The sequence below is a fragment of the Brenneria sp. L4-2C genome (genome assembly GCF_040240335.1).
GTDB lineage: Bacteria > Pseudomonadota > Gammaproteobacteria > Enterobacterales > Enterobacteriaceae > Brenneria.
The window spans coordinates 1-19193 of the sequence record NZ_JBEIAC010000023.1 but is presented as its reverse complement, the minus strand read 5'-3'; the positions used below and the strand labels follow the sequence as shown (position 1 = coordinate 19193).

16 protein-coding genes and 2 tRNA genes are annotated in these 19193 nt (G+C 55.8%); 6 read left to right on the top strand and 12 right to left on the bottom strand.

All coding sequences use genetic code 11. The annotated features are described in order from the left end of the window. Positions 1–2 precede the first annotated feature (2 nt). Positions 3–2027, bottom strand: a complete 2025-nt coding sequence (gene rep, locus ABRZ26_RS21900; RefSeq protein ID WP_319606228.1) for a DNA helicase Rep — start codon at positions 2025–2027, stop codon at positions 3–5. 217 nt (positions 2028–2244) lie between these two features. Here rep and ppiC point away from each other — a divergent pair, with 217 nt between their 5' ends. Continuing rightward, positions 2245–2526 carry a peptidylprolyl isomerase PpiC gene (gene ppiC, locus ABRZ26_RS21895; protein ID WP_319606227.1) on the top strand — a complete coding sequence of 94 codons (282 nt, stop codon included), beginning with the start codon at positions 2245–2247 and terminating at the stop codon, positions 2524–2526. Positions 2527–2956: 430 nt separating this feature from the next. Further along, entirely contained in the window at positions 2957–4450 is a 1494-nt protein-coding gene (gene putP / locus ABRZ26_RS21890) for a sodium/proline symporter PutP (protein WP_319606226.1), read from the top strand. Positions 4451–4553: 103 nt separating this feature from the next. Here the strand turns inward: putP and ilvC are convergent, their stop codons facing one another. Next, entirely contained in the window at positions 4554–6032 is a 1479-nt protein-coding gene (gene ilvC / locus ABRZ26_RS21885) for a ketol-acid reductoisomerase (protein WP_319606225.1), read from the bottom strand. Positions 6033–6199: 167 nt separating this feature from the next. On the opposite strand from ilvC, the gene ilvY reads away from it, so the two are divergent. Continuing rightward, the gene (gene ilvY / locus ABRZ26_RS21880) at positions 6200–7090 is read left to right on the top strand and encodes an HTH-type transcriptional activator IlvY (protein WP_319606224.1); all 891 of its coding nucleotides are present in this window, start codon (positions 6200–6202) and stop codon (positions 7088–7090) included. A gap of 68 nt (positions 7091–7158) precedes the next feature. Continuing rightward, positions 7159–7617, top strand: coding sequence for a thermonuclease family protein (locus ABRZ26_RS21875; protein WP_319606223.1), 459 nt, complete (start codon positions 7159–7161; stop codon positions 7615–7617). A gap of 29 nt (positions 7618–7646) precedes the next feature. On the opposite strand, the gene ABRZ26_RS21870 is transcribed toward ABRZ26_RS21875, so the two are convergent. From ABRZ26_RS21870 to ilvL, 7 genes are all read right to left on the bottom strand, one after another. Further along, on the bottom strand, positions 7647–8393 hold the full coding sequence (locus ABRZ26_RS21870; RefSeq protein WP_319606222.1) for a DUF2461 domain-containing protein: 747 nt from the start codon (positions 8391–8393) through the stop codon (positions 7647–7649). Positions 8394–8490: 97 nt separating this feature from the next. Next, positions 8491–10035, bottom strand: coding sequence for a threonine ammonia-lyase, biosynthetic (ilvA, locus tag ABRZ26_RS21865; RefSeq protein WP_319606221.1), 1545 nt, complete (start codon positions 10033–10035; stop codon positions 8491–8493). A 2-nt stretch (positions 10036–10037) separates the two neighbouring features. Next, a complete protein-coding gene (gene ilvD, locus ABRZ26_RS21860) occupies positions 10038–11888 on the bottom strand; it encodes a dihydroxy-acid dehydratase (protein WP_319606220.1) in 1851 nt (616 codons plus the stop codon). An 80-nt stretch (positions 11889–11968) separates the two neighbouring features. After that, on the bottom strand, positions 11969–12895 hold the full coding sequence (locus tag ABRZ26_RS21855; protein WP_319606219.1) for a branched-chain amino acid transaminase: 927 nt from the start codon (positions 12893–12895) through the stop codon (positions 11969–11971). A gap of 25 nt (positions 12896–12920) precedes the next feature. Further along, entirely contained in the window at positions 12921–13184 is a 264-nt protein-coding gene (gene ilvM, locus ABRZ26_RS21850) for an acetolactate synthase 2 small subunit (RefSeq protein ID WP_319606218.1), read from the bottom strand. Positions 13185–13201: 17 nt separating this feature from the next. After that, positions 13202–14848 carry an acetolactate synthase 2 catalytic subunit gene (gene ilvG, locus ABRZ26_RS21845; protein ID WP_319606217.1) on the bottom strand — a complete coding sequence of 549 codons (1647 nt, stop codon included), beginning with the start codon at positions 14846–14848 and terminating at the stop codon, positions 13202–13204. 140 nt (positions 14849–14988) lie between these two features. Then, complete coding sequence (ilvL, locus tag ABRZ26_RS21840; RefSeq protein ID WP_071778504.1) at positions 14989–15087, bottom strand: ilv operon leader peptide; 99 nt, start codon at positions 15085–15087, stop codon at positions 14989–14991. Between the two features lie 513 nt (positions 15088–15600). On the opposite strand from ilvL, the gene ABRZ26_RS21835 reads away from it, so the two are divergent. Then, a complete protein-coding gene (locus ABRZ26_RS21835; protein ID WP_319606216.1) occupies positions 15601–17127 on the top strand; it encodes a YifB family Mg chelatase-like AAA ATPase in 1527 nt (508 codons plus the stop codon). 84 nt (positions 17128–17211) lie between these two features. Here the strand turns inward: ABRZ26_RS21835 and ABRZ26_RS21830 are convergent, their stop codons facing one another. Continuing rightward, positions 17212–17550, bottom strand: a complete 339-nt coding sequence (locus ABRZ26_RS21830; RefSeq protein ID WP_319606215.1) for a MaoP family protein — start codon at positions 17548–17550, stop codon at positions 17212–17214. Between the two features lie 119 nt (positions 17551–17669). Between ABRZ26_RS21830 and hdfR the strand changes: the two genes are divergently transcribed. Next, positions 17670–18500 carry an HTH-type transcriptional regulator HdfR gene (gene hdfR, locus ABRZ26_RS21825; RefSeq protein WP_319606214.1) on the top strand — a complete coding sequence of 277 codons (831 nt, stop codon included), beginning with the start codon at positions 17670–17672 and terminating at the stop codon, positions 18498–18500. A gap of 245 nt (positions 18501–18745) precedes the next feature. Here hdfR and ABRZ26_RS21820 read toward each other — a convergent pair. Further along, positions 18746–18821 (bottom strand) — tRNA-Trp (locus tag ABRZ26_RS21820). Between the two features lie 8 nt (positions 18822–18829). Beyond that, positions 18830–18906: transfer RNA gene (locus tag ABRZ26_RS21815), tRNA-Asp, on the bottom strand. Positions 18907–19193: the final 287 nt, after the last annotated feature.

The following is a 19193-nucleotide window of genomic DNA, read 5'->3' as shown; positions in this document are numbered from 1 at the left end:
GATTACTTGCTTTCTTTGGCTTTAGCCAACTGGGCGCGAATATTCGCCAGATGCCCCTGCCCTTTCTGCATCCGTTCCTGCGCGCTCACCACTTTGCGCTCGGTTTCCCAAATCACGTCATCCTGCGGCAACTCCAGCAGGAAACGGCTGGGTTCCGGACGCACCAGTTCGCCGTACTGACGCCGCTCTCTGCACAGGGTAAAGGTCAGCTCGCGCTGCGCGCGGGTAATGCCGACATAGGCCAGACGGCGTTCCTCATCGACATTCTCTTCATCGATGCTGCTTTGGTGCGGCAACAGCCCTTCCTCCATGCCCACTAAAAAGACATAGGGGAACTCCAGGCCTTTCGACGCGTGCAGCGTCATCAGTTGCACCTGATCCAGCTCTTCTTCATTTTCCCCGCGCTCCATCATATCCCGCAGGGTAAAACGCGTGACCACCTGAGTCAGGGTCATCGGTTCATCCAGATCCGAGCCTTCCAGCATTTCCGTCATCCAGCTAAAAAGCTGATTGACGTTTTTCATCCGCATTTCGGCGGCTTTTGGGCTGGGCGAGGTCTCATATAGCCAGCTTTCGTAATCCAGCCCGTGGATCAAATCCCGCACCGCGGCGACCGGCTCGCGTTCGGCCAAACGGGCGACCTCCGCCACCCACTGGGTAAACCGCTGCAAAGACTCCAGGCCTCGCCCGGTCAGCGACTGACTTAACCCTAAATCAAAGCTGGCGTTGAACAAGCTTTTATTGCGCTGATTAGCCCATTCTCCCAGTTTCTTCAGCGTGGCTGGGCCGATTTCACGCTTGGGCGTGTTGACGATACGCAAAAAGGCGCTGTCGTCATCCGGGTTGGTCAACACGCGCAGATAGGCCAGCAGATCCTTGATCTCAGGACGCGAGAAGAACGAGGTGCCGCCGGAAATGCGATAAGGGATACGGTTCTGCATCAGCATTTTTTCAAACAGGCGCGACTGATGATTACCGCGGTACAGGATGGCGTAGTCGCCATACTGGGTCTTATTGATAAAATGGTGCGCAATCAGTTCGCCCACCACCCGTTCGGCTTCGTGATCCTCATTGTTGGCGGTGATGATTTTTAATTCATCGCCATAGCCCAGCTCGGAAAACAGGCGCTTTTCAAACACGTGCGGATTATTGGCTATCAGGATATTGGCGGCTTTCAGAATACGCCCGGAGGAACGGTAGTTTTGCTCCAGCTTGATGACCTGCAAGGCGGGGAAATCCTGCTGCAACAACACCAGATTCTGCGGTCGCGCGCCGCGCCAGGAATAAATCGACTGATCGTCGTCCCCCACCACGGTAAAACGGGCGCGGCTACCCACCAGCGATTTAACCAGTTCATACTGGCTGGTATTGGTGTCCTGATATTCGTCCACCAGCAGATAGCGCAGACGATTCTGCCAGCGTTCGCGCACCTCCTGATTGTGTTTCAGCAGCAACGTCGGCAGCAGGATCAGATCGTCGAAATCCAGCACGTTGCAGGCGCGCAGATGATCGTGATACAGCGCGTAGCAGTGCGCGAACAGCTGGTCGCGCTCGGAACGCGCCGCCGCCGCCGCGCCGGCGGGATCGATAAGATCGTTCTTCCAGTTTGAGATCGTCGACGTCAACTGCTGCAACAGCGTCTTGTCATTCTCCAGCCACTGCTCGGTCAGCTCTTTCAGCAGCGCCATCTGGTCCTGATCGTCAAACAGCGAGAAATTGGCTTTCATACCCAGCGCCGCATATTCCCGCTTGATGATTTCCAGCCCCAGCGTATGAAAGGTGGCGATCGTCAGCCCACGGGTTTCTTTACGCCCCAGGGTATGAGACACGCGTTCCTTCATCTCGCGCGCGGCTTTGTTGGTAAAGGTCACGGCGGCGATGTGGCGAGGCTGATAGCCGCATTGGCGGATCAGGTGGGCGATTTTATTGGTAATGACGCGCGTCTTGCCCGAACCGGCGCCCGCCAGTACCAGACAGGGACCAGTAACAAATTCGACGGCGTGTTGTTGGCTGGGGTTTAGACGCATAACGGCAAGACTCAATCATAAAACAGGGGGCGATTGTAGCAGAAAGCGGCGGCGATCTTGATCGACGATTTCGCTTCAAAGATGTACGCCGCGATCCACATCCTGCGTTGCAGATGTTACATTGCACGCAGGCATCTCTCCCCAATCGATTTCAGGTTGCAGGAAAATAAACGCCGGCGATTTGGATGACGAAGGGAATACGTAAAAAGGTAATAAAATGGCAAATACCGCAGCAGCACTCCATATTCTGGTGGATACCGAACAACAGGCCAACGATATCCTGGCGCAGTTGGAGCAAGGCGCCGATTTTCAGAAAATGGCGCAGAAATACTCAACCTGCCCGTCAAAGCGCAACGGCGGCGATTTAGGCGAATTCCGTAAGGGCGATATGGTCCCCGCTTTTGATAAGGCGGTGTTTTCCTGCGAATTGTTGAAACCTTTCGGACCGGTGAAGACCCAGTTCGGCTATCACCTCATTAAAGTGTTATACCGTAATTAGACTTCCTTTCCCCGCCTTCCCCTGACAGGGGGGAGGCGACACGATATCGCGACGCTTTGCTGCAAACATTGAAGCCACTTGCTTCTCTTCTCGCTTCTGTCCGCCCAGGCTCACTCTCTTTCCAGCCCGCCGCGCGCCGCCGAAAATCGCGCCGACAGGGCGACGAACGCCGGGACGCGACCTGCCTCGTGAGCCTCAGGGACGCTTGATAGGTTTTTTCTTCCTGAGATTGCGGCATAATCTCTTCCGCTTCAATTTAGCTGGAGATCGACAGCGCTATTCCCGGCATGTCGCAGCCGCTTTCAAGGCACTCGAAAAGTGGCGTCGCCATAAAAAAGTTTCGGGAGAGATTTTTAACGTCGCCAGCGTGAAGACCAGGGTCTATCGCACCATCGCGCATGTACAAATAATAATGAAAGTGGAGAGTTGAATGACAATGAGCACACCAATGCTGGTGACTTTTCTGGTGTATATCTTCGGGATGGTACTTATCGGCCTGTTCGCTTACCGGGCGACCAACAACTTCGGTGATTACATTCTGGGCGGACGCCGCATGGGCAGCCTGGTCACCGCCCTCTCCGCCGGCGCGTCGGATATGAGCGGCTGGCTACTGATGGGGCTGCCGGGGGCGATTTTCATTTCCGGCATTTCCGAAAGCTGGATCGCCATCGGTCTGATCATCGGCGCGTATCTTAACTGGAAATGGGTGGCCGGCCGTTTGCGCGTACACACCGAAGTCAACCACAACGCGCTGACGCTGCCGGACTATTTCACCCATCGCTTCGAGGACACCAGCAAATTGCTGCGCGTGATTTCCGCCCTGGTCATTCTGATCTTTTTCACCATTTACTGCGCCTCCGGCGTGGTGGCCGGCGCCCGCCTGTTTGAAAGCACCTTTCATATGAGTTACGGCGCCGCGCTGTGGGCAGGCGCCGCCGCCACCATCGCTTATACCTTTATCGGCGGATTTCTCGCCGTTAGTTGGACGGACACCGTGCAGGCCAGCCTGATGATTTTCGCCCTGATCCTGACGCCGGTGATGGTGATCCTGGCGCTGGGGGGCATCGATACCTCGCTGATGGTAATCGAAGCGAAAAATCCCGCCAATCTGGATATGTTCAAGGGTCTGAATTTTATTGCGATAATCTCGCTGATGGGCTGGGGGCTAGGCTATTTCGGCCAGCCGCACATTCTGGCGCGCTTTATGGCGGCCGACTCTCACCACACCATCCACAACGCCAGACGCATCAGCATGACCTGGATGGTTCTGTGTCTGGCCGGCGCGGTGACCGTGGGATTCTTCGGCATCGCCTATTTTAGCAACAATCCTGAACAGGCGGGCAGCGTCGCACACAACAGCGAACGGGTGTTTATTGAACTCTCGATGCTGTTATTCAACCCGTGGATTGCCGGCGTATTGCTGTCGGCGATTCTGGCGGCGGTGATGAGCACCCTGAGCTGCCAGTTGCTGGTGTGCTCCAGCGCCATCACCGAGGATTTGTACAAACCCTTCCTGCGTAAAAACGCCAGCCAGCAAGAGCTGGTGTGGGTCGGGCGCGCCATGGTGCTGCTGGTGGCCGCTGTCGCCATCGCCCTATCGGCCAACCCGGAAAATCGCGTGCTGGGGCTGGTCAGCTATGCCTGGGCCGGTTTCGGCGCCGCCTTTGGTCCGGTTATTCTGATCTCGCTGCTATGGCCGCGCATGACGCGTAACGGCGCGCTGCTCGGCATGATCATCGGCGCGGCCACCGTGCTTATCTGGAAACATTACGGCTGGCTGGGATTGTATGAAATTATCCCCGGCTTCCTGTTCAACTGCCTGACCATCTTTGTGGTGAGCCTGTTGGGGAAAGCGCCGTCAAACACGATAACCGAACGATTCCATAAGGCGGAAACGGAATTCAGATCCGTCAAGGAAGCCTGATCCGCCGCCGGGCGCGGTTCGTCGCGCCCGTTTCTTATTTTCTATAGACAACAAAAAGGCACCGCGAACGCGGTGCCTTGACGTATTGAGCCGAGGGGGAAACTTAGCCGGCGACGGCGATACGTTTCATATCGGTCATATAGCCGCGCAGTTTACGGCCGACCGCTTCGATCGGGTGGTTGCGGATAGCTTCATTCACATCACGCAGCTGCGCGTTATCCACTTCCGTCGTTGCGATGGATTTACCCAAATCGCCCGGTTGCAGGGAAGACATGAATTTCTCTTTCAGCAACGGCACCGCCGCGTTGGCAAACAGGTAGTTGCCGTATTCAGCCGTATCCGAGATAACCACGTTCATTTCATACAGACGCTTACGCGCGATAGTATTCGCAATCAGCGGCAGTTCGTGCAGCGATTCATAGTAAGCGGACTCTTCAATGATGCCGGAACTCACCATGGTTTCAAACGCCAGCTCAACCCCGGCTTTCACCATCGCGATCATCAATACGCCGTTATCATAGTATTCCTGCTCGGCGATTTTACCGTCAAACTGCGGCGCATTTTCGAATGCGGTTTTGCCGGTTTCTTCACGCCAGGTCAGCAATTTAACGTCGTCGTTCGCCCAGTCGGCCATCATGCCGCTGGAGAATTCACCCGAAATGATGTCGTCCATATGTTTCTGGAACAGCGGCGCCATGATGGATTTCAGCTGTTCGGACAGCGCATAGGCGCGCAGCTTGGCCGGGTTGGACAGGCGATCCATCATCAGCGTGATGCCGCCCTGTTTCAGCGCTTCGGTCACGGTTTCCCAACCGAACTGAACCAGTTTTTCCGCATAGGCCGCATCGGCGCCGTCGGCAACCAGTTTGTCGAAGCACAGCAGAGAACCCGCCTGCAACATGCCGCACAGGATGGTCTGTTCGCCCATCAGGTCGGACTTCACTTCCGCCACGAAAGAGGATTGCAGCACGCCGGCGCGGTGACCGCCGGTCGCCGCCGCCCAGGCTTTGGCGATAGCCATGCCTTCGCCCTGCGGATCGTTTTCCGGGTGAACGGCGATCAACGTCGGCACGCCGAAACCGCGTTTGTATTCTTCACGCACTTCCGTACCCGGACACTTCGGCGCCACCATCACCACGGTGATGTCTTTACGGATTTGCTCGCCGACTTCGACGATGTTGAAACCGTGGGAGTAACCCAGCGCCGCGCCCTGCTTCATCAGCGGCTGAACGGCCTTGACTACGGCCGAGTGCTGTTTGTCCGGCGTCAGGTTAACGACTAAATCCGCCTGCGGGATCAGTTCTTCATAGGTGCCGACCGTAAAGCCGTTTTCGGTCGCTTTGCGCCATGATGCGCGCTTCTCGGCAATCGCTTCCTGACGCAGCGCATAAGCGATATCCAGACCGGAATCGCGCATGTTCAACCCCTGGTTCAGGCCCTGTGCGCCACAGCCGACGATCACCACTTTTTTACCTTTCAGGTAGCCCGCTTCATCGGCGAATTCGTCACGTCCCATAAAACGACACTGACCCAATTGCGCCAACTGCTGACGCAGGTTCAATGTGTTGAAATAGTTAGCCATGTCATGCTCCGTATACTGTTTTGTTTGTCTGTTATTCGGGAAAGGTTTTCCGCCAGATGGGAAACCATTATGGCACTCATCATATGACAGGAAATGTGTTGCTTAAATTGATATATTAACAACGTCATATTGCAATATCTGCAAGATAAAAACGAGGCTCGCATCGCATGGATTTACGTGATCTCAAATTATTTCTCCACCTGGCCGAAAGCCGGCATTTTGGCCGCACGGCCAAAGCGATGCACATCAGCCCTTCCACGCTGTCGCGTCAGATTCAACGGCTGGAGGATGAGATCGGCCAAACGCTGTTCCAGCGCGATAACCGCACCGTGCAGCTAACCGATGCGGGCGAGCGTCTGAAGCTGTTCGCCCAGCAAACGCTGCTGCAATACCAGCAATTACGTCACGCTATCGGGCAGCGCGGCCCGTCATTAAGCGGCGAACTGCGGATTTTTTGCTCCGTCACCGCCGCCTACAGCCACTTACCGCCGATTCTGGATCGTTTTCGCGCGGAGCATCCGCTGGTGGAAATTAAACTCACCACCGGCGACGCCGCCGATGCCGTCGACAAAGTGCAATCAAACGAGGCGGATCTGGGCATCGCCGGACATCCGGAAACATTGCCCGCCAGCGTGGACTTTATGCCTATCGGCCAAATTCCGCTATCGCTGATTATCCCGGCGCTGCCCTGCCCGGTGCAGGCGCAAGTCAAGCAGCCCGACACCGACTGGGCGCAAATCCCGTTTATTCTGCCGGAGCACGGGCCGGTACGAAAACGTATCGAACTGTGGTTTCGCCGCCACCATATCGCCAATCCGCAGATTTACGCCACCGTATCGGGCCACGAGGCGATGGTATCGATGGTGGCGCTGGGCTGCGGCATCGCGCTTATTCCGGACGTGGTGCTGGAAAACAGCCCGGAGCCGGTGCGCAACCGCGTCTCGGTTTTTGCCGAAAATGCGATGGAACCGCTGGACCTGGGCGTATGCGTGCAGAAAAAGCGGTTAAGCGAGCCGTTAATCGCCGCGTTCTGGGAAACGCTACGGGAAAAACCATAAAATTTCCCCCCTCGCGGCATGCGTTATTTATCTTATCCGCCCGGCCATCGGCCACAAGGAAGGTCTTGATGAAATCGTATTTGCTGGCGGCGATATTGCTGTTCTCCGCCCCCGCGCCGGCGGCGACGCTCAGCGGCACGGTGGTGAACGTCGTCGACGGCGACACCATCGTGGTGCGTCAGAACGGCGTCGATTACCGTATCCGCATGCTGGGCATCGATGCGCCGGAATACCGACAGCCTTACGGCAAGACATCTCGTCGGGCGCTGGATAGACAGATTGGCGGGCGATGGGTGACGGTACACTATGAGACGCGGGATCGGTACGATCGCTACCTGGGTACGGTCTATTACCGGAACAGCAATATTAACGCCGGCCTGCTGCGCAACGGTCAAGCCTGGGTATACAAACACGACCGTAACAACCGCGAACTGATGCGCCATGAAAACGCGGCGCGCCAACAGCGGCTGGGACTATGGCGGCTTCCCCATCCTCTGCCCCCCTGGACGTACCGCCGGATGCACTGACGGTTCGCCGTAGATCGGCATTCCCTTGCCTAGCGTTCAAACCACGGGTTGGCGGAAAATGCATGCCGAGCCGGGCTTTCCGTTTCCTGCGCGGCTTTTTTCATGGCTTCGATATCCATCAGGTAATGATAAAGCGGTTCAAGCTGGGTAAATCCCTGCGCCAGCGTCGCAACCAAATCACCGGAGAACAGCGGCTCCATGTCCCGACTGGTATGAATGGCGGCAAAAGACTTACGGTTATACCAGTCGGCCAACTCCGCCGGCAGGTCTTTAATCAATGGGCGTTTATAACTTTCGCCTTCCAGGACAAACGTATCCTGTAAGCACTCCGCCGCCTCAAGGAAGCGTTGCGGGTTGCCGCGCAGCGTTTGACGGAACAGCTCCATGGTATTGCGCGCGGCGCTGTAATAGCCCAGCCCATAACGCCAGCAATCGGGGGCGATCTCAAAGAAATAGCTCGGCGCGTCCGTCCAGTCTTTGCGGGTACGTTTGAATGTCAGCCACATCTGGCTGCGGTAACGTGATTTATCGTGGGAAAAGCGGGTATCGCGGTGGATACGGGACAGCGTTTTGCCGATTGCCGGACGCGTTTCAAACCGATCGTCGATTGGCAACATGGTCAGGCTCAGCGCCTCCACCAGCGCGCGAAACGGCGCCAGCAGTTCCTGTTCGTAAATCGGGCGGTGTTCGTCAAACCACGCTTTATCATTCTGCTGACGTACCTGTTGGAGAAACGTCAAACCCTGCTGGGAAAAGCCATTGAAATGCATCGTCATCGTTTTACATCATCAGCGTTGCCTGTCGAATGACATAACGATAACGCTGCCGGCGGCGAAACGCCACCGGCAGCGTTATGTGCTGATGACTCAGCGACTAGCCCGCCAGAAAGAAACGAAACGACGGATTATTGGTTTCGTCATGGCACTCGTAACCCAGATCGTGCAGATGCTTCTCAAACTCCGGATCGCGTTCTTCCCGTTCGAACGCCGCCAGTACGCGGCCGAAATCCATACCGTGGCTACGATAGTGGAACAATGAAATATTCCAGTGCGTTCCCAGCGTAGTCAGGAACTTCAGCAGCGCGCCCGGCGATTCAGGAAATTCGAAGCTATACAGCCTTTCCGTCAACGGTTTCGAAGGCCGTCCGCCCACCATATAGCGCACATGCAGTTTGGCCATCTCGTCATCGGACAGATCGACGACGTCGTAGCCGCCCGCGGCCAGATCGGCAATGATCTCTTCGCGTTCGGCATGACCGCGCGTCAGACGCACGCCGGCAAAAATGCAGGCCTCTTTTTCATTCGCATAGCGGTAATTGAACTCGGTAACGGAGCGGCCGCCGAGCAATTGGCAGAACTTGAGAAAGCTGCCCTTTTTCTCCGGGATCGTCACCGCCAGCAAGGCTTCACGCTGCTCGCCCAGTTCGCAACGCTCAGACACGTAGCGCAGACCGTGGAAGTTGACGTTGGCGCCGGACAACACGTGCGCCAGGCGTTCTCCCTGAATCTGATGCTGCTGGATGTATTTTTTCATCCCGGCCAGCGCCAGCGCGCCGGAAGGTTCGGCAATCGCCCGCACGTCTTCAAACAGATCTTTGACTGCCGCGCAGATGGCGTCGCTGTCGACAGTGATCACGTCGTCCAGATATTCCCGGCAAAGGCGGAAAGTTTCATCACCGATGCGCTTAACCGCCACCCCTTCGGCAAACAGCCCCACGCGCGCCAGATCAACCGGCTGACCGGCGTCCAGCGCGGCGCGCAGGCAGGCGGAATCTTCCGCTTCCACGCCGATGACTTTGATCTGAGGCATCAGTTGCTTGATCAGAACCGCGACGCCGGCCGCCAGACCGCCGCCGCCGACAGGCACAAATACCCGATCCAGGTGCGCGTCCTGCTGCAACAGTTCCATCGCCAGCGTCCCCTGCCCGGCAATCACGGCAGGATGATCAAACGGCGGTAGAAACGTCATTTCCTGCTGCTGCGACAGCTCAATGGCTTTGGCCTTCGCCTCGTCAAAGTTCGCTCCATGCAACAGGACTTCGCCGCCGAAACCGCGCACCGCGTCGACTTTGATGTCCGCCGTGGCGACCGGCATCACGATCAGCGAGTTGATGCCGAGCTTGCTGGCGGAAAGCGCCACGCCCTGCGCATGATTGCCCGCCGAAGCGGTCACCACGCCATGCGCTTTCTGCTCGTCGCTCAATCCGGCCATCATCGCGTAGGCGCCGCGCAGCTTAAAGCTATGCACCGCATGGCGGTCTTCACGCTTCACCAGGATGACGTTACCCAGCCGCGAAGAGAGTTTATCCATCTTCTCCAGCGGCGTAACCTGTGTGACTTCATAAACCGGCGAGCGCAAAATCGCCCGCAGATACTCCGCCCCGCAGGGCGCGGAGGGAAGTGGTTGTGACGCTGCCATGGTTAGCCTCCCAGCTTACTCTTGTCACGAACGGCGCCTTTATCGGCGCTGGTTGCCAGGCTGGCATAGGCGCGCAGCGCAAAAGAGACCGGACGGTTGCGATTACGCGGCGTCCAGGCCGCGTCGCCCCGCGCCAGTTCGGCTTCACGACGGCTGGCCAGTTCATTTTCCGGCACGTCCAATGCGATGCTGCGGCCAGGAATATCAATCGCGATCATATCCCCGTCCTCCACCAGCCCGATGAGTCCGCCGCTGGCGGCTTCGGGAGAAGCATGGCCGATGGACAAACCGGATGTCCCGCCGGAGAAACGGCCGTCGGTGATCAGCGCACAGGCCTTGCCCAACCCCATGGATTTCAGGAAGCTGGTGGGATACAACATTTCCTGCATGCCCGGACCGCCTTTCGGCCCTTCGTAGCGAATGACCACCACGTCGCCGGCCACCACTTTGCCGCCCAGAATCGCTTCTACCGCATCATCCTGGCTTTCATACACTTTGGCCGGACCGCGGAACACCAGACTGCCTTTGTCCACGCCCGCCGTTTTCACGATGCAGCCGTCTTCCGCCAGATTGCCGTACAACACGGCCAAACCGCCGTCCTGACTATAGGCAAACTCACGGGAACGAATACAGCCTTCCTGACGATCGACATCCAGCGAATCCCAGCGGCAGCTCTGCGAGAACGCCTTGGTGGTGCGGATACCCGCCGGGCCGGCGGTGTACATACGTTTCACGCCGTCGTCTTCCGTCACCATCACATCATATGCGTCGATGGTTTCCTGCAAGTTTTTGCCCAGCACGTTGCGCACGTCGCGATGCAGCAGGCCGGCGCGATCCAGTTCGCCCAGAATGCCGATCACCCCGCCGGCGCGATGCACGTCTTCCATATGGTATTTCTGCGTGCTCGGCGCCACCTTGCACAGGTGCGGAACCTTACGCGACAGACGGTCGATGTCTTCCATCGTGAAGTCGACCTCGCCTTCCTGCGCCGACGCCAGCAGGTGCAGTACGGTATTGGTCGAACCGCCCATGGCGATATCCAGCGTCATGGCGTTCTCGAACGCGGACTTGGTGGCAATGCTGCGCGGCAACACGCTTTCATCGTCTTGTTCGTAGTAGCGTTTCGCCAGCTCGACGATTCGCGTACCGGCTTTCAGGAACAGATTTTTACGATCGGAATGGGTCGCCAGCAGCGAACCGTTGCCCGGTAATGACAGACCCAGCGCTTCGGTCAGACAGTTCATGGAGTTGGCGGTAAACATGCCGGAACAGGAACCGCAGGTCGGACAGGCGGAGCGTTCAATCTGTTCGCTGTCGGCATCGCTGACGTTCGGGTTGGCCCCCTGGATCATGGCGTCCACCAAATCCAGTTTGATCAACTGATCGGACAGCTTGGTTTTCCCCGCTTCCATCGGACCGCCGGAGACGAAAATCGCCGGAATATTCAGGCGCAGCGCGGCCATCATCATTCCCGGGGTAATCTTGTCGCAGTTGGAAATACACACCATGGCATCGGCGCAGTGCGCGTTCACCATGTATTCAACCGAGTCGGCAATCAATTCGCGAGAAGGCAGAGAATAGAGCATGCCGCCATGCCCCATAGCGATACCGTCATCAACCGCAATAGTATTGAACTCTTTCGCCACGCCGCCGGACGCTTCGATTTGCTCGGCAACCAGTTTGCCCATATCGCGCAAATGCACATGGCCGGGTACAAACTGGGTGAATGAGTTAACCACCGCGATAATCGGCTTGCCAAAATCGTCGTCGGTCATTCCGGTGGCGCGCCACAAGGCTCGGGCGCCGGCCATGTTACGGCCGTGCGTGGTTGTGGCTGAACGGTACTTAGGCATACTCTTGTTACTCCAGTATTAACTTAATGGGCGATGGCAAAGCGCGCCATCACCTGAATCTGTCTGTCATAATGGGTTGATTAACGGTTAACCGGATCCAGCCAGCCCCATTTATCTTCCGTTTCGCCGGTAAACAGGCCGAAAAACGCCTGTTGCAGTTTTTTCGTCACCGGACCGCATTTGCCGATGCCGACCTGAATACCGTCGACGCTGCGAACCGGCGTGATTTCAGCCGCGGTGCCGGACATAAAGACTTCATCGGCCAGATACAGCGATTCACGCGACAGCACCTGTTCACGAATCTCCAGGCCCAGCTCTTTCGCCAGCTTGATGATGGCGTCGCGCGTAATCCCCGGTAGGGCGGAAGACGTGAACGGCGGCGTGAAAAGGATGCCGTCCTTCACTTCAAACAGGTTTTCGCCCGCGCCTTCGGACACGTAGCCATGCACATCCAGCGCAATCCCTTCCTGATAGCCATGACGACGCGCCTCGCTGCCGACCAGCAGAGAGGACAGGTAGTTCCCGCCCGCTTTGGCGGCGGTGGGAATGGTATTCGCCGCAACACGGTGCCATGAAGACACCATCGCATCGATGCCCTGATCCAGCGCATCTTCGCCCAGATACGCGCCCCAAGGGAAAGCGGCGATGATGACATCCGGTTTGTAGCCGTCCGGCGGGTTAACGCCCATGCCGACATCGCCGACGAATACCAGCGGACGGATATAGGCGCCGGTCAGCTTATTTTTGCGCAACGTTTCGCGGCAGGCTTCCATCAGCTCATCGACGCTTTGCTGCAACGGCATGCGATAGATTTTCGCCGAATCGTGCAGGCGCTGCATATGCTCACGATGACGGAATACCGCCGGTCCGTTATGCGTGTCATAGCAACGAATACCTTCGAATACGGAAGAGCCGTAATGCAAGGCATGTGACATAACGTGAACTTTGGCATCAGCCCATGGAACCATTTCCCCGTTAAACCAAATGTAGTCGGCTTTCTTGGTCATTTCTTATTTTCCTTTCTCTTGTTTGTTAGGCGCTGAACTGCTGAGATGTTGTCATTGGCTGAATTTCAACATAAGCAATATCCAGCAGTTTACTCAACTGCGCCGACAATAAATCTATCGGACGATGACTGGCAACGGTCAGCTCAATATTGATGCGATCGTTGGTATTGGCGGTTTGGACCATGTTCATGGCGCAAACCTGGAAACCTCGATGCCGGGCGATGCGCAATACGCGTTCCAGAATCTCCGGACGAAAGCGGGCCTGAATGGAAAGCCGATGGTGTGTCATTCTCTTTTCTCCAGCTATTATTCTGTTTTATCCAGCATCGTTTCATTACCGGCGCCGGGCGGCACCAGCGGCCAGACATTCTCGTATTCATCGATGGAGACATGCAGTAAGTATGGACCTTCGCTGTTAAACAGCGCATTCAGTGCGTCATCGATCTGGTCTTTACGGCTGATACGCTGGCCCGGAATATTAAAAGCGCTTGCCAGCGTGAGGAAATCGGGGTTATCAGAAAGGTTGGTTTCACTATAACGTTCATCAAAAAACAGCTGTTGCCACTGTCGAACCATTCCCAATCGTTGGTTATCCAGCAGAACGATTTTCAGCGGTAACCGTTTTCGCTTAATGGTGCCCAACTCTTGAATATTCATCATAAAAGAGCCGTCACCCGAAATACAGATGACCATGTCATCCGGTCTGGCGACCTGCGCCCCCACGGCGGCGGGTACGCCGAATCCCATGGTGCCCAGACCGCTGGAGGTGATGAAGTTCTCCGGGCGAGTGAACGCCATATGCTGAGCCGTCCACATTTGATGCTGGCCGACATCCGTCGTCACCACCGTATTCGCCACTTTGCGATCGGAGATGGCTTTCAGTAACGCAGGCGCATAAATCGCCTGGCCCGGATGATCGTAACGCCACGGGTATTCCGCTTTCATCAATGCGGCCTGTTCCCGCCATGCGTCGATGTCCAGCGGCTGTTGCAGCGCGGGCAACAGCGCTTTCAGATCCCCTTGCAGCGCGACATTGGCCTGACGCAACTTGCTCAACTCGGCAGGATCGATATCCATATGAATCACGCTGGCGTGCGGCGCAAAGGTATTCAGCTTGCCGGTTACCCGGTCGTCAAAACGAGCGCCCACCGCGATCAGGAGGTCGCACTGCTGAACCATCAGGTTGGCCGCTTTCGTACCGTGCATGCCAATCATACCCAGATAATAGGGATGATTGGCATCCACGCTCCCCAGCCCTTTCAACGTCGCGACGGACGGCATTCCGGTCGCGGCGATAAACGCCCGCAAAGCGGGAACCGCCTGCGCCATGCCAACGCCGCCGCCGACATACAATACCGGCTTCTGCGCCTTTGCCAATAGCTCGCGGGCCTGTTCAACCTCTCGCGCGGGAAAATCAAAGAGGGTATCGACCGGCGCAAAATTCGGCGTAAAGTCGCCCTCGGCCAACTGAATATCTTTCGGAATATCGACCAGGACGGGTCCGGGGCGGCCGCTGCCGGCAATCGCAAACGCTTCGGCCATCACATCGGGCAGCGACTCCAACGACTCCACCAGAAAACTGTGTTTGGTACAGGCCAGAGACAGGCCTAATACGTCAATTTCCTGAAAAGCATCGGTACCGATCAAGGCGGACCCTACCTGACCGGTGATCGCGACGATAGGTACGGAATCCAGTAAGGCATCGGCCAGGCCGGTGATCAGGTTTGTCGCGCCGGGGCCGGACGTCGCAATGCACACCCCGACTTTACCGGTTGCCCGCGCATAGCCAATCGCCGCCATGGCGGCGCCTTGCTCATGACGACACAGTAGATGTTCTACGCCGCCGTCGTAAAGTGCATCATAGACCGGCATAATCGCGCCGCCTGGATAACCAAAAACGGTTTCCACTCCCTGCGCCCGCAACGCTTGTACCACCCACTGAGCCCCTGTCATCGTTAATTCCCCAACATCTTGCGGGAATAACGGCATTTTGCACAACTCACCATCGTCTGTTCCCTTACGTTATACATTGCACCCAATAAAAAAACCCCCGACCTTGCGGTGCGGGGGTTTTCTTGAATTCGGGCTCGATTTTAAGCCATTCGTCGTCCAAGTGCTGCCCCGCACGGTGGGATAATAATCACCACCACGCTAATCACGACTAGGCTAATCACTAGGGAGAAGGCTTTCATAAATAGAGTGTTCATTAATCTACTGTTGAACGAGTGCCTACAGAGTTATCACAATCAGGCATGATATGACAACAATTTTTTCGGTGTTTTTCCGTTTATCAAAACAAGAACTACCCAAAAATAGAAGATAATCATCAGGTAGCAGGTGTTCCGATGAATCTCGTCACCATCAGGAATCTGAGCGGCTCAGCAATGAATCAGCGAGCAAATGGTAACGCGGTTGTGCGGAAAACTTGTGTCATGACCCAGCCGGGGTGGTGTTGGCGATGATTATATCAGTTTGCGCGGCAAGATGTAGGCGTCAATATCAGGCCGCGCGGCAGAAGCGGGCCGCCTTGCCGGTGAAAATGGCGCAGCGTCAGGCGTCCCATTTTGCGGCAAGCTACGCACAGATAAAGCAATCAATTGATAAGACGAGTTATTTTTCAAAATCGCCGCACAAAGTCCTCATCCGTCCATCCCCTGTCCGCTCGTTCTTGCGCATCATGAGCCTCTTCGCAAAAGGGGAATAGTATGGCGCTGGCGGTTACTTATACTCGGGCAATGATTGGCGTACAGGCGCCGGATGTCGCCATTGAGGTTCATATCAGCAGCGGATTACCCGCCCTCACGCTGGTAGGCTTGCCGGAAACGACCGTCAAAGAAGCGCGCGATCGCGTGCGCAGCGCGCTCATCAATTGCGGTTTCTCATTCCCGGCCAAACGGATTACGGTCAATCTGGCCCCGGCGGATCTTCCCAAGGAGGGCGGTCGTTACGATCTCCCTATCGCCTTAGCCATTCTCGCCGCTTCAGAGCAAATAAAAGGGGAAAGGTTAGCCCACTATGAGTTTCTCGGCGAATTAGGCCTCTCAGGCACGTTACGTGCCGTCAACGGGGCGATCCCGGCAGCGCTGGAAGCCATAAAATCAGGCCGTCAGTTAATCCTGCCTGACGGCAACAAACACGAAATGACGATGATCCCGCATGGGGAGGCCTTGATGGCCGGGCATCTACTACAGGTTTGCGCATTTCTGCAAGGTGAAGAAGCGCTGCTCAGTAGCAGTAGCGAGCCGCAGGAACAGCCGGCAGACGGCGATTTACCCGACCTGCAAGAAATTATCGGGCAGGAACAGGCCAAGCGGGCGCTGGAGATTACCGCCGCCGGGGGACATAACCTGCTATTGATCGGCCCGCCGGGAACCGGAAAAACCATGTTGGCCAGTCGGCTGAGTAATCTGATGCCTCCACTGAGCGATGAAGAAGCGCTGGAAAGCGCGGCGATCAACAGCCTGATCAATATCGACGCCACGGTAACGCGATGGCGCACCCGCCCATTCAGGGCGCCGCACCACAGCGCATCGATGACGGCGCTGGTTGGCGGCGGCTCTTTACCTAAACCGGGTGAAATCTCGCTGGCGCATAACGGCGTACTGTTTCTTGATGAGCTACCTGAGTTCGAACGCCGCGTTTTAGACTCGCTGCGCGAACCGCTCGAGTCGGGAGAGATTATTATCTCCCGCGCCCGGGCGAAAGTTTGTTATCCAGCCCGCTTCCAACTGGTGGCGGCAATGAACCCCAGCCCTTCCGGCCATTATCAGGGCGTTCACAACCGTCTGCCGGCGCAGCAGATCTTGCGTTACCTCAGCAAGCTGTCCGGTCCGTTTCTTGATCGCTTTGATATTTCTATCGAGGTTCCTTTGCTGCCGCCGGGAATATTGCGCCAGCAAACCTGTCCGGGAGAAAGCAGCGCGGTCGTCAGAGAGCGTGTACTCGCCGCCCGGCAGAGGCAACTTAAGCGGGCCAATAAAATTAACGCGCGGCTGCGGCCCAACGAGATAGAAAAATACTGTCAACTCGCAGTGCAGGACGCGGTCTATCTGGAAGAGGTGATGAGTAAACTGGGATTATCCGTACGCGCCTGGCACCGCATACTGAAAGTGGCCCGAACCATTGCCGATCTGAATGAACAAACAGATATACGCAGGGAACATCTTGCCGAAGCGCTGAGCTACCGTTGTATGGACCGGTTGCTCATCCGGCTTCACAAAAATCTGGAATAACGAGGGCAACCTCGCTACCGAAACGATCGCCACAGGGCCGGGTGTAAAGCCGACCGTAAAAAAGGGGCTTTCGCCCCATTTTTATTAATCGTCGCTTTCGGTGTACTCTTCTACCGCATCCATTTGCGGCTTACCGCCAGACAATGTGTGAAAGCGTTTCGGGCGACGAATGCGATCCATATATTTGGACCATATTTTTTCCATGTCGGTTTCAGCCTTACGCTCGCCGCGACACATCGCGACAAACTGGACTTCTTCTTCAGTGGCCGGTTGACGTTTACCCAGATCAAGTTCGTTAAAAGCATAACCATGGCGTTCCAGCAGTTGCGCTTCTTTAATGGTAAAGTCGCCGTGCCGGGAAAAACCACGTGGGTAAAACTTGTTATCAAAAAAACGATTATTTGTAGAGAAGCTTTCCGCCATCTTACACGCTCCTGATTCTCATATGGTCGTGCTGTTTATGGCGCGGAGTATTAGATAGGCTTGACATTGTGTAAAACAAAACATTTAAATCATTACGACAAATTTTTTTGGAGATAGGCGTGGATACCGAATTACTGAAAACCTTTCTGGAAGTCAGCAGGACAAGACACTTCGGTCGAGCCGCGGAATCACTCTACCTGACGCAGTCTGCCGTCAGTTTTCGCATCCGTCAGTTAGAAACCCAACTCGGCGCAAATTTATTTACCCGCCATCGCAATAATATTCGCCTGACGCCGGCTGGCGAGCGGCTTTTACCCTATGCGGAAAATCTGATTGGCACCTGGCAACTGGCCAAAAAGGAAGTTGTTCGCTCGCAACAGCATAGCCTGCTTTCAATTGGCGCCACCGCCTCACTCTGGGAGGTGTATCTCACGCCGTGGTTACAAGCGCTTTATCAGCAGCGGCCGATGTTGCAGTTGGAAGCCCGCATCGCGCTACGTCATTCGCTGGTAAAACAACTCCATGAGCGTCAACTGGATCTGCTGATCACCACAGAACAGCCTAAAATGGATGAATTAGCCAGCCAACTGCTCGGCAATTTCTCACTTTCGCTGTTCGCTACAGAGACTCACGACGAGGCCGACCCAAAACTTCCCTACATCAAACTTGAATGGGGCGCTGATTTTCATCAGCAGGAAAGCCGGCTGTTGGTCAGCGATATGGTTCCGGTATTAACAACAACGTCAGCGCATCTCACTCGGCAATTACTTACAACGACCGGCGGCTGCGCATTTTTACCCAGTCATTGGGCGCAACAATATACGCAGCTAAAAGTGTTGGATGATACCCCGCCCGTGGTGCGTCCGTTTTATGCCGTCTGGTTGCAGAATAGCGATCAGCAATCGCTGATTCGACAATTGCTGAAAACACCGATCGCCATCTCGACATAATTTATACCGGTATCATCAACAAGCACGTCTGGTAAACCCGAACGTGCTTAACCCGCGCGTGAAAATCTCACTAAAAATAAGGAGAGGGCATCTCGTAAGGAGATAAAACATAGCCCCACGGAAAAATTAATAACTATCTTTCTATAGGTAGAAATAGCGTTAAAGAAGAATTGAGGTAAAGGATGATGAGAGGAAGAAAATTGAAACGAAAAAAAACCCTTCATAGCTTATGAAGGGTTTTTATCTGGCAGGGGCGGAGAGACTCGAACTCCCAACACCCGGTTTTGGAGACCGGTGCTCTACCAATTGAACTACGCCCCTAAATAGGGTGGCGGAACGGACGGGACTCGAACCCGCGACCCCCTGCGTGACAGGCAGGTATTCTAACCAACTGAACTACCGCTCCACCGATTCTGTTACGTGTATCTTCCTGATACTGCCCTCTGGGCCAGCTTTCCGCTGCTTGATCACCGAATGTCACCCCGGTAATCCGTGTTTGATGCCTGGCAGTTTATGAATCATTTCATGATTCACCCTACGGGCCGTTGCTGCGCAACGTTTAAAAGCCTTCGGCTTTTTTCCTACTCTCTATCGAGTAGCGAACTGCCCGTTGGATTTCACTGCTACTTCTAATTTGATGCCTGGCAGTTCCCTACTCTCACATGGGGAGACCCCACACTACCATCGGCGCTA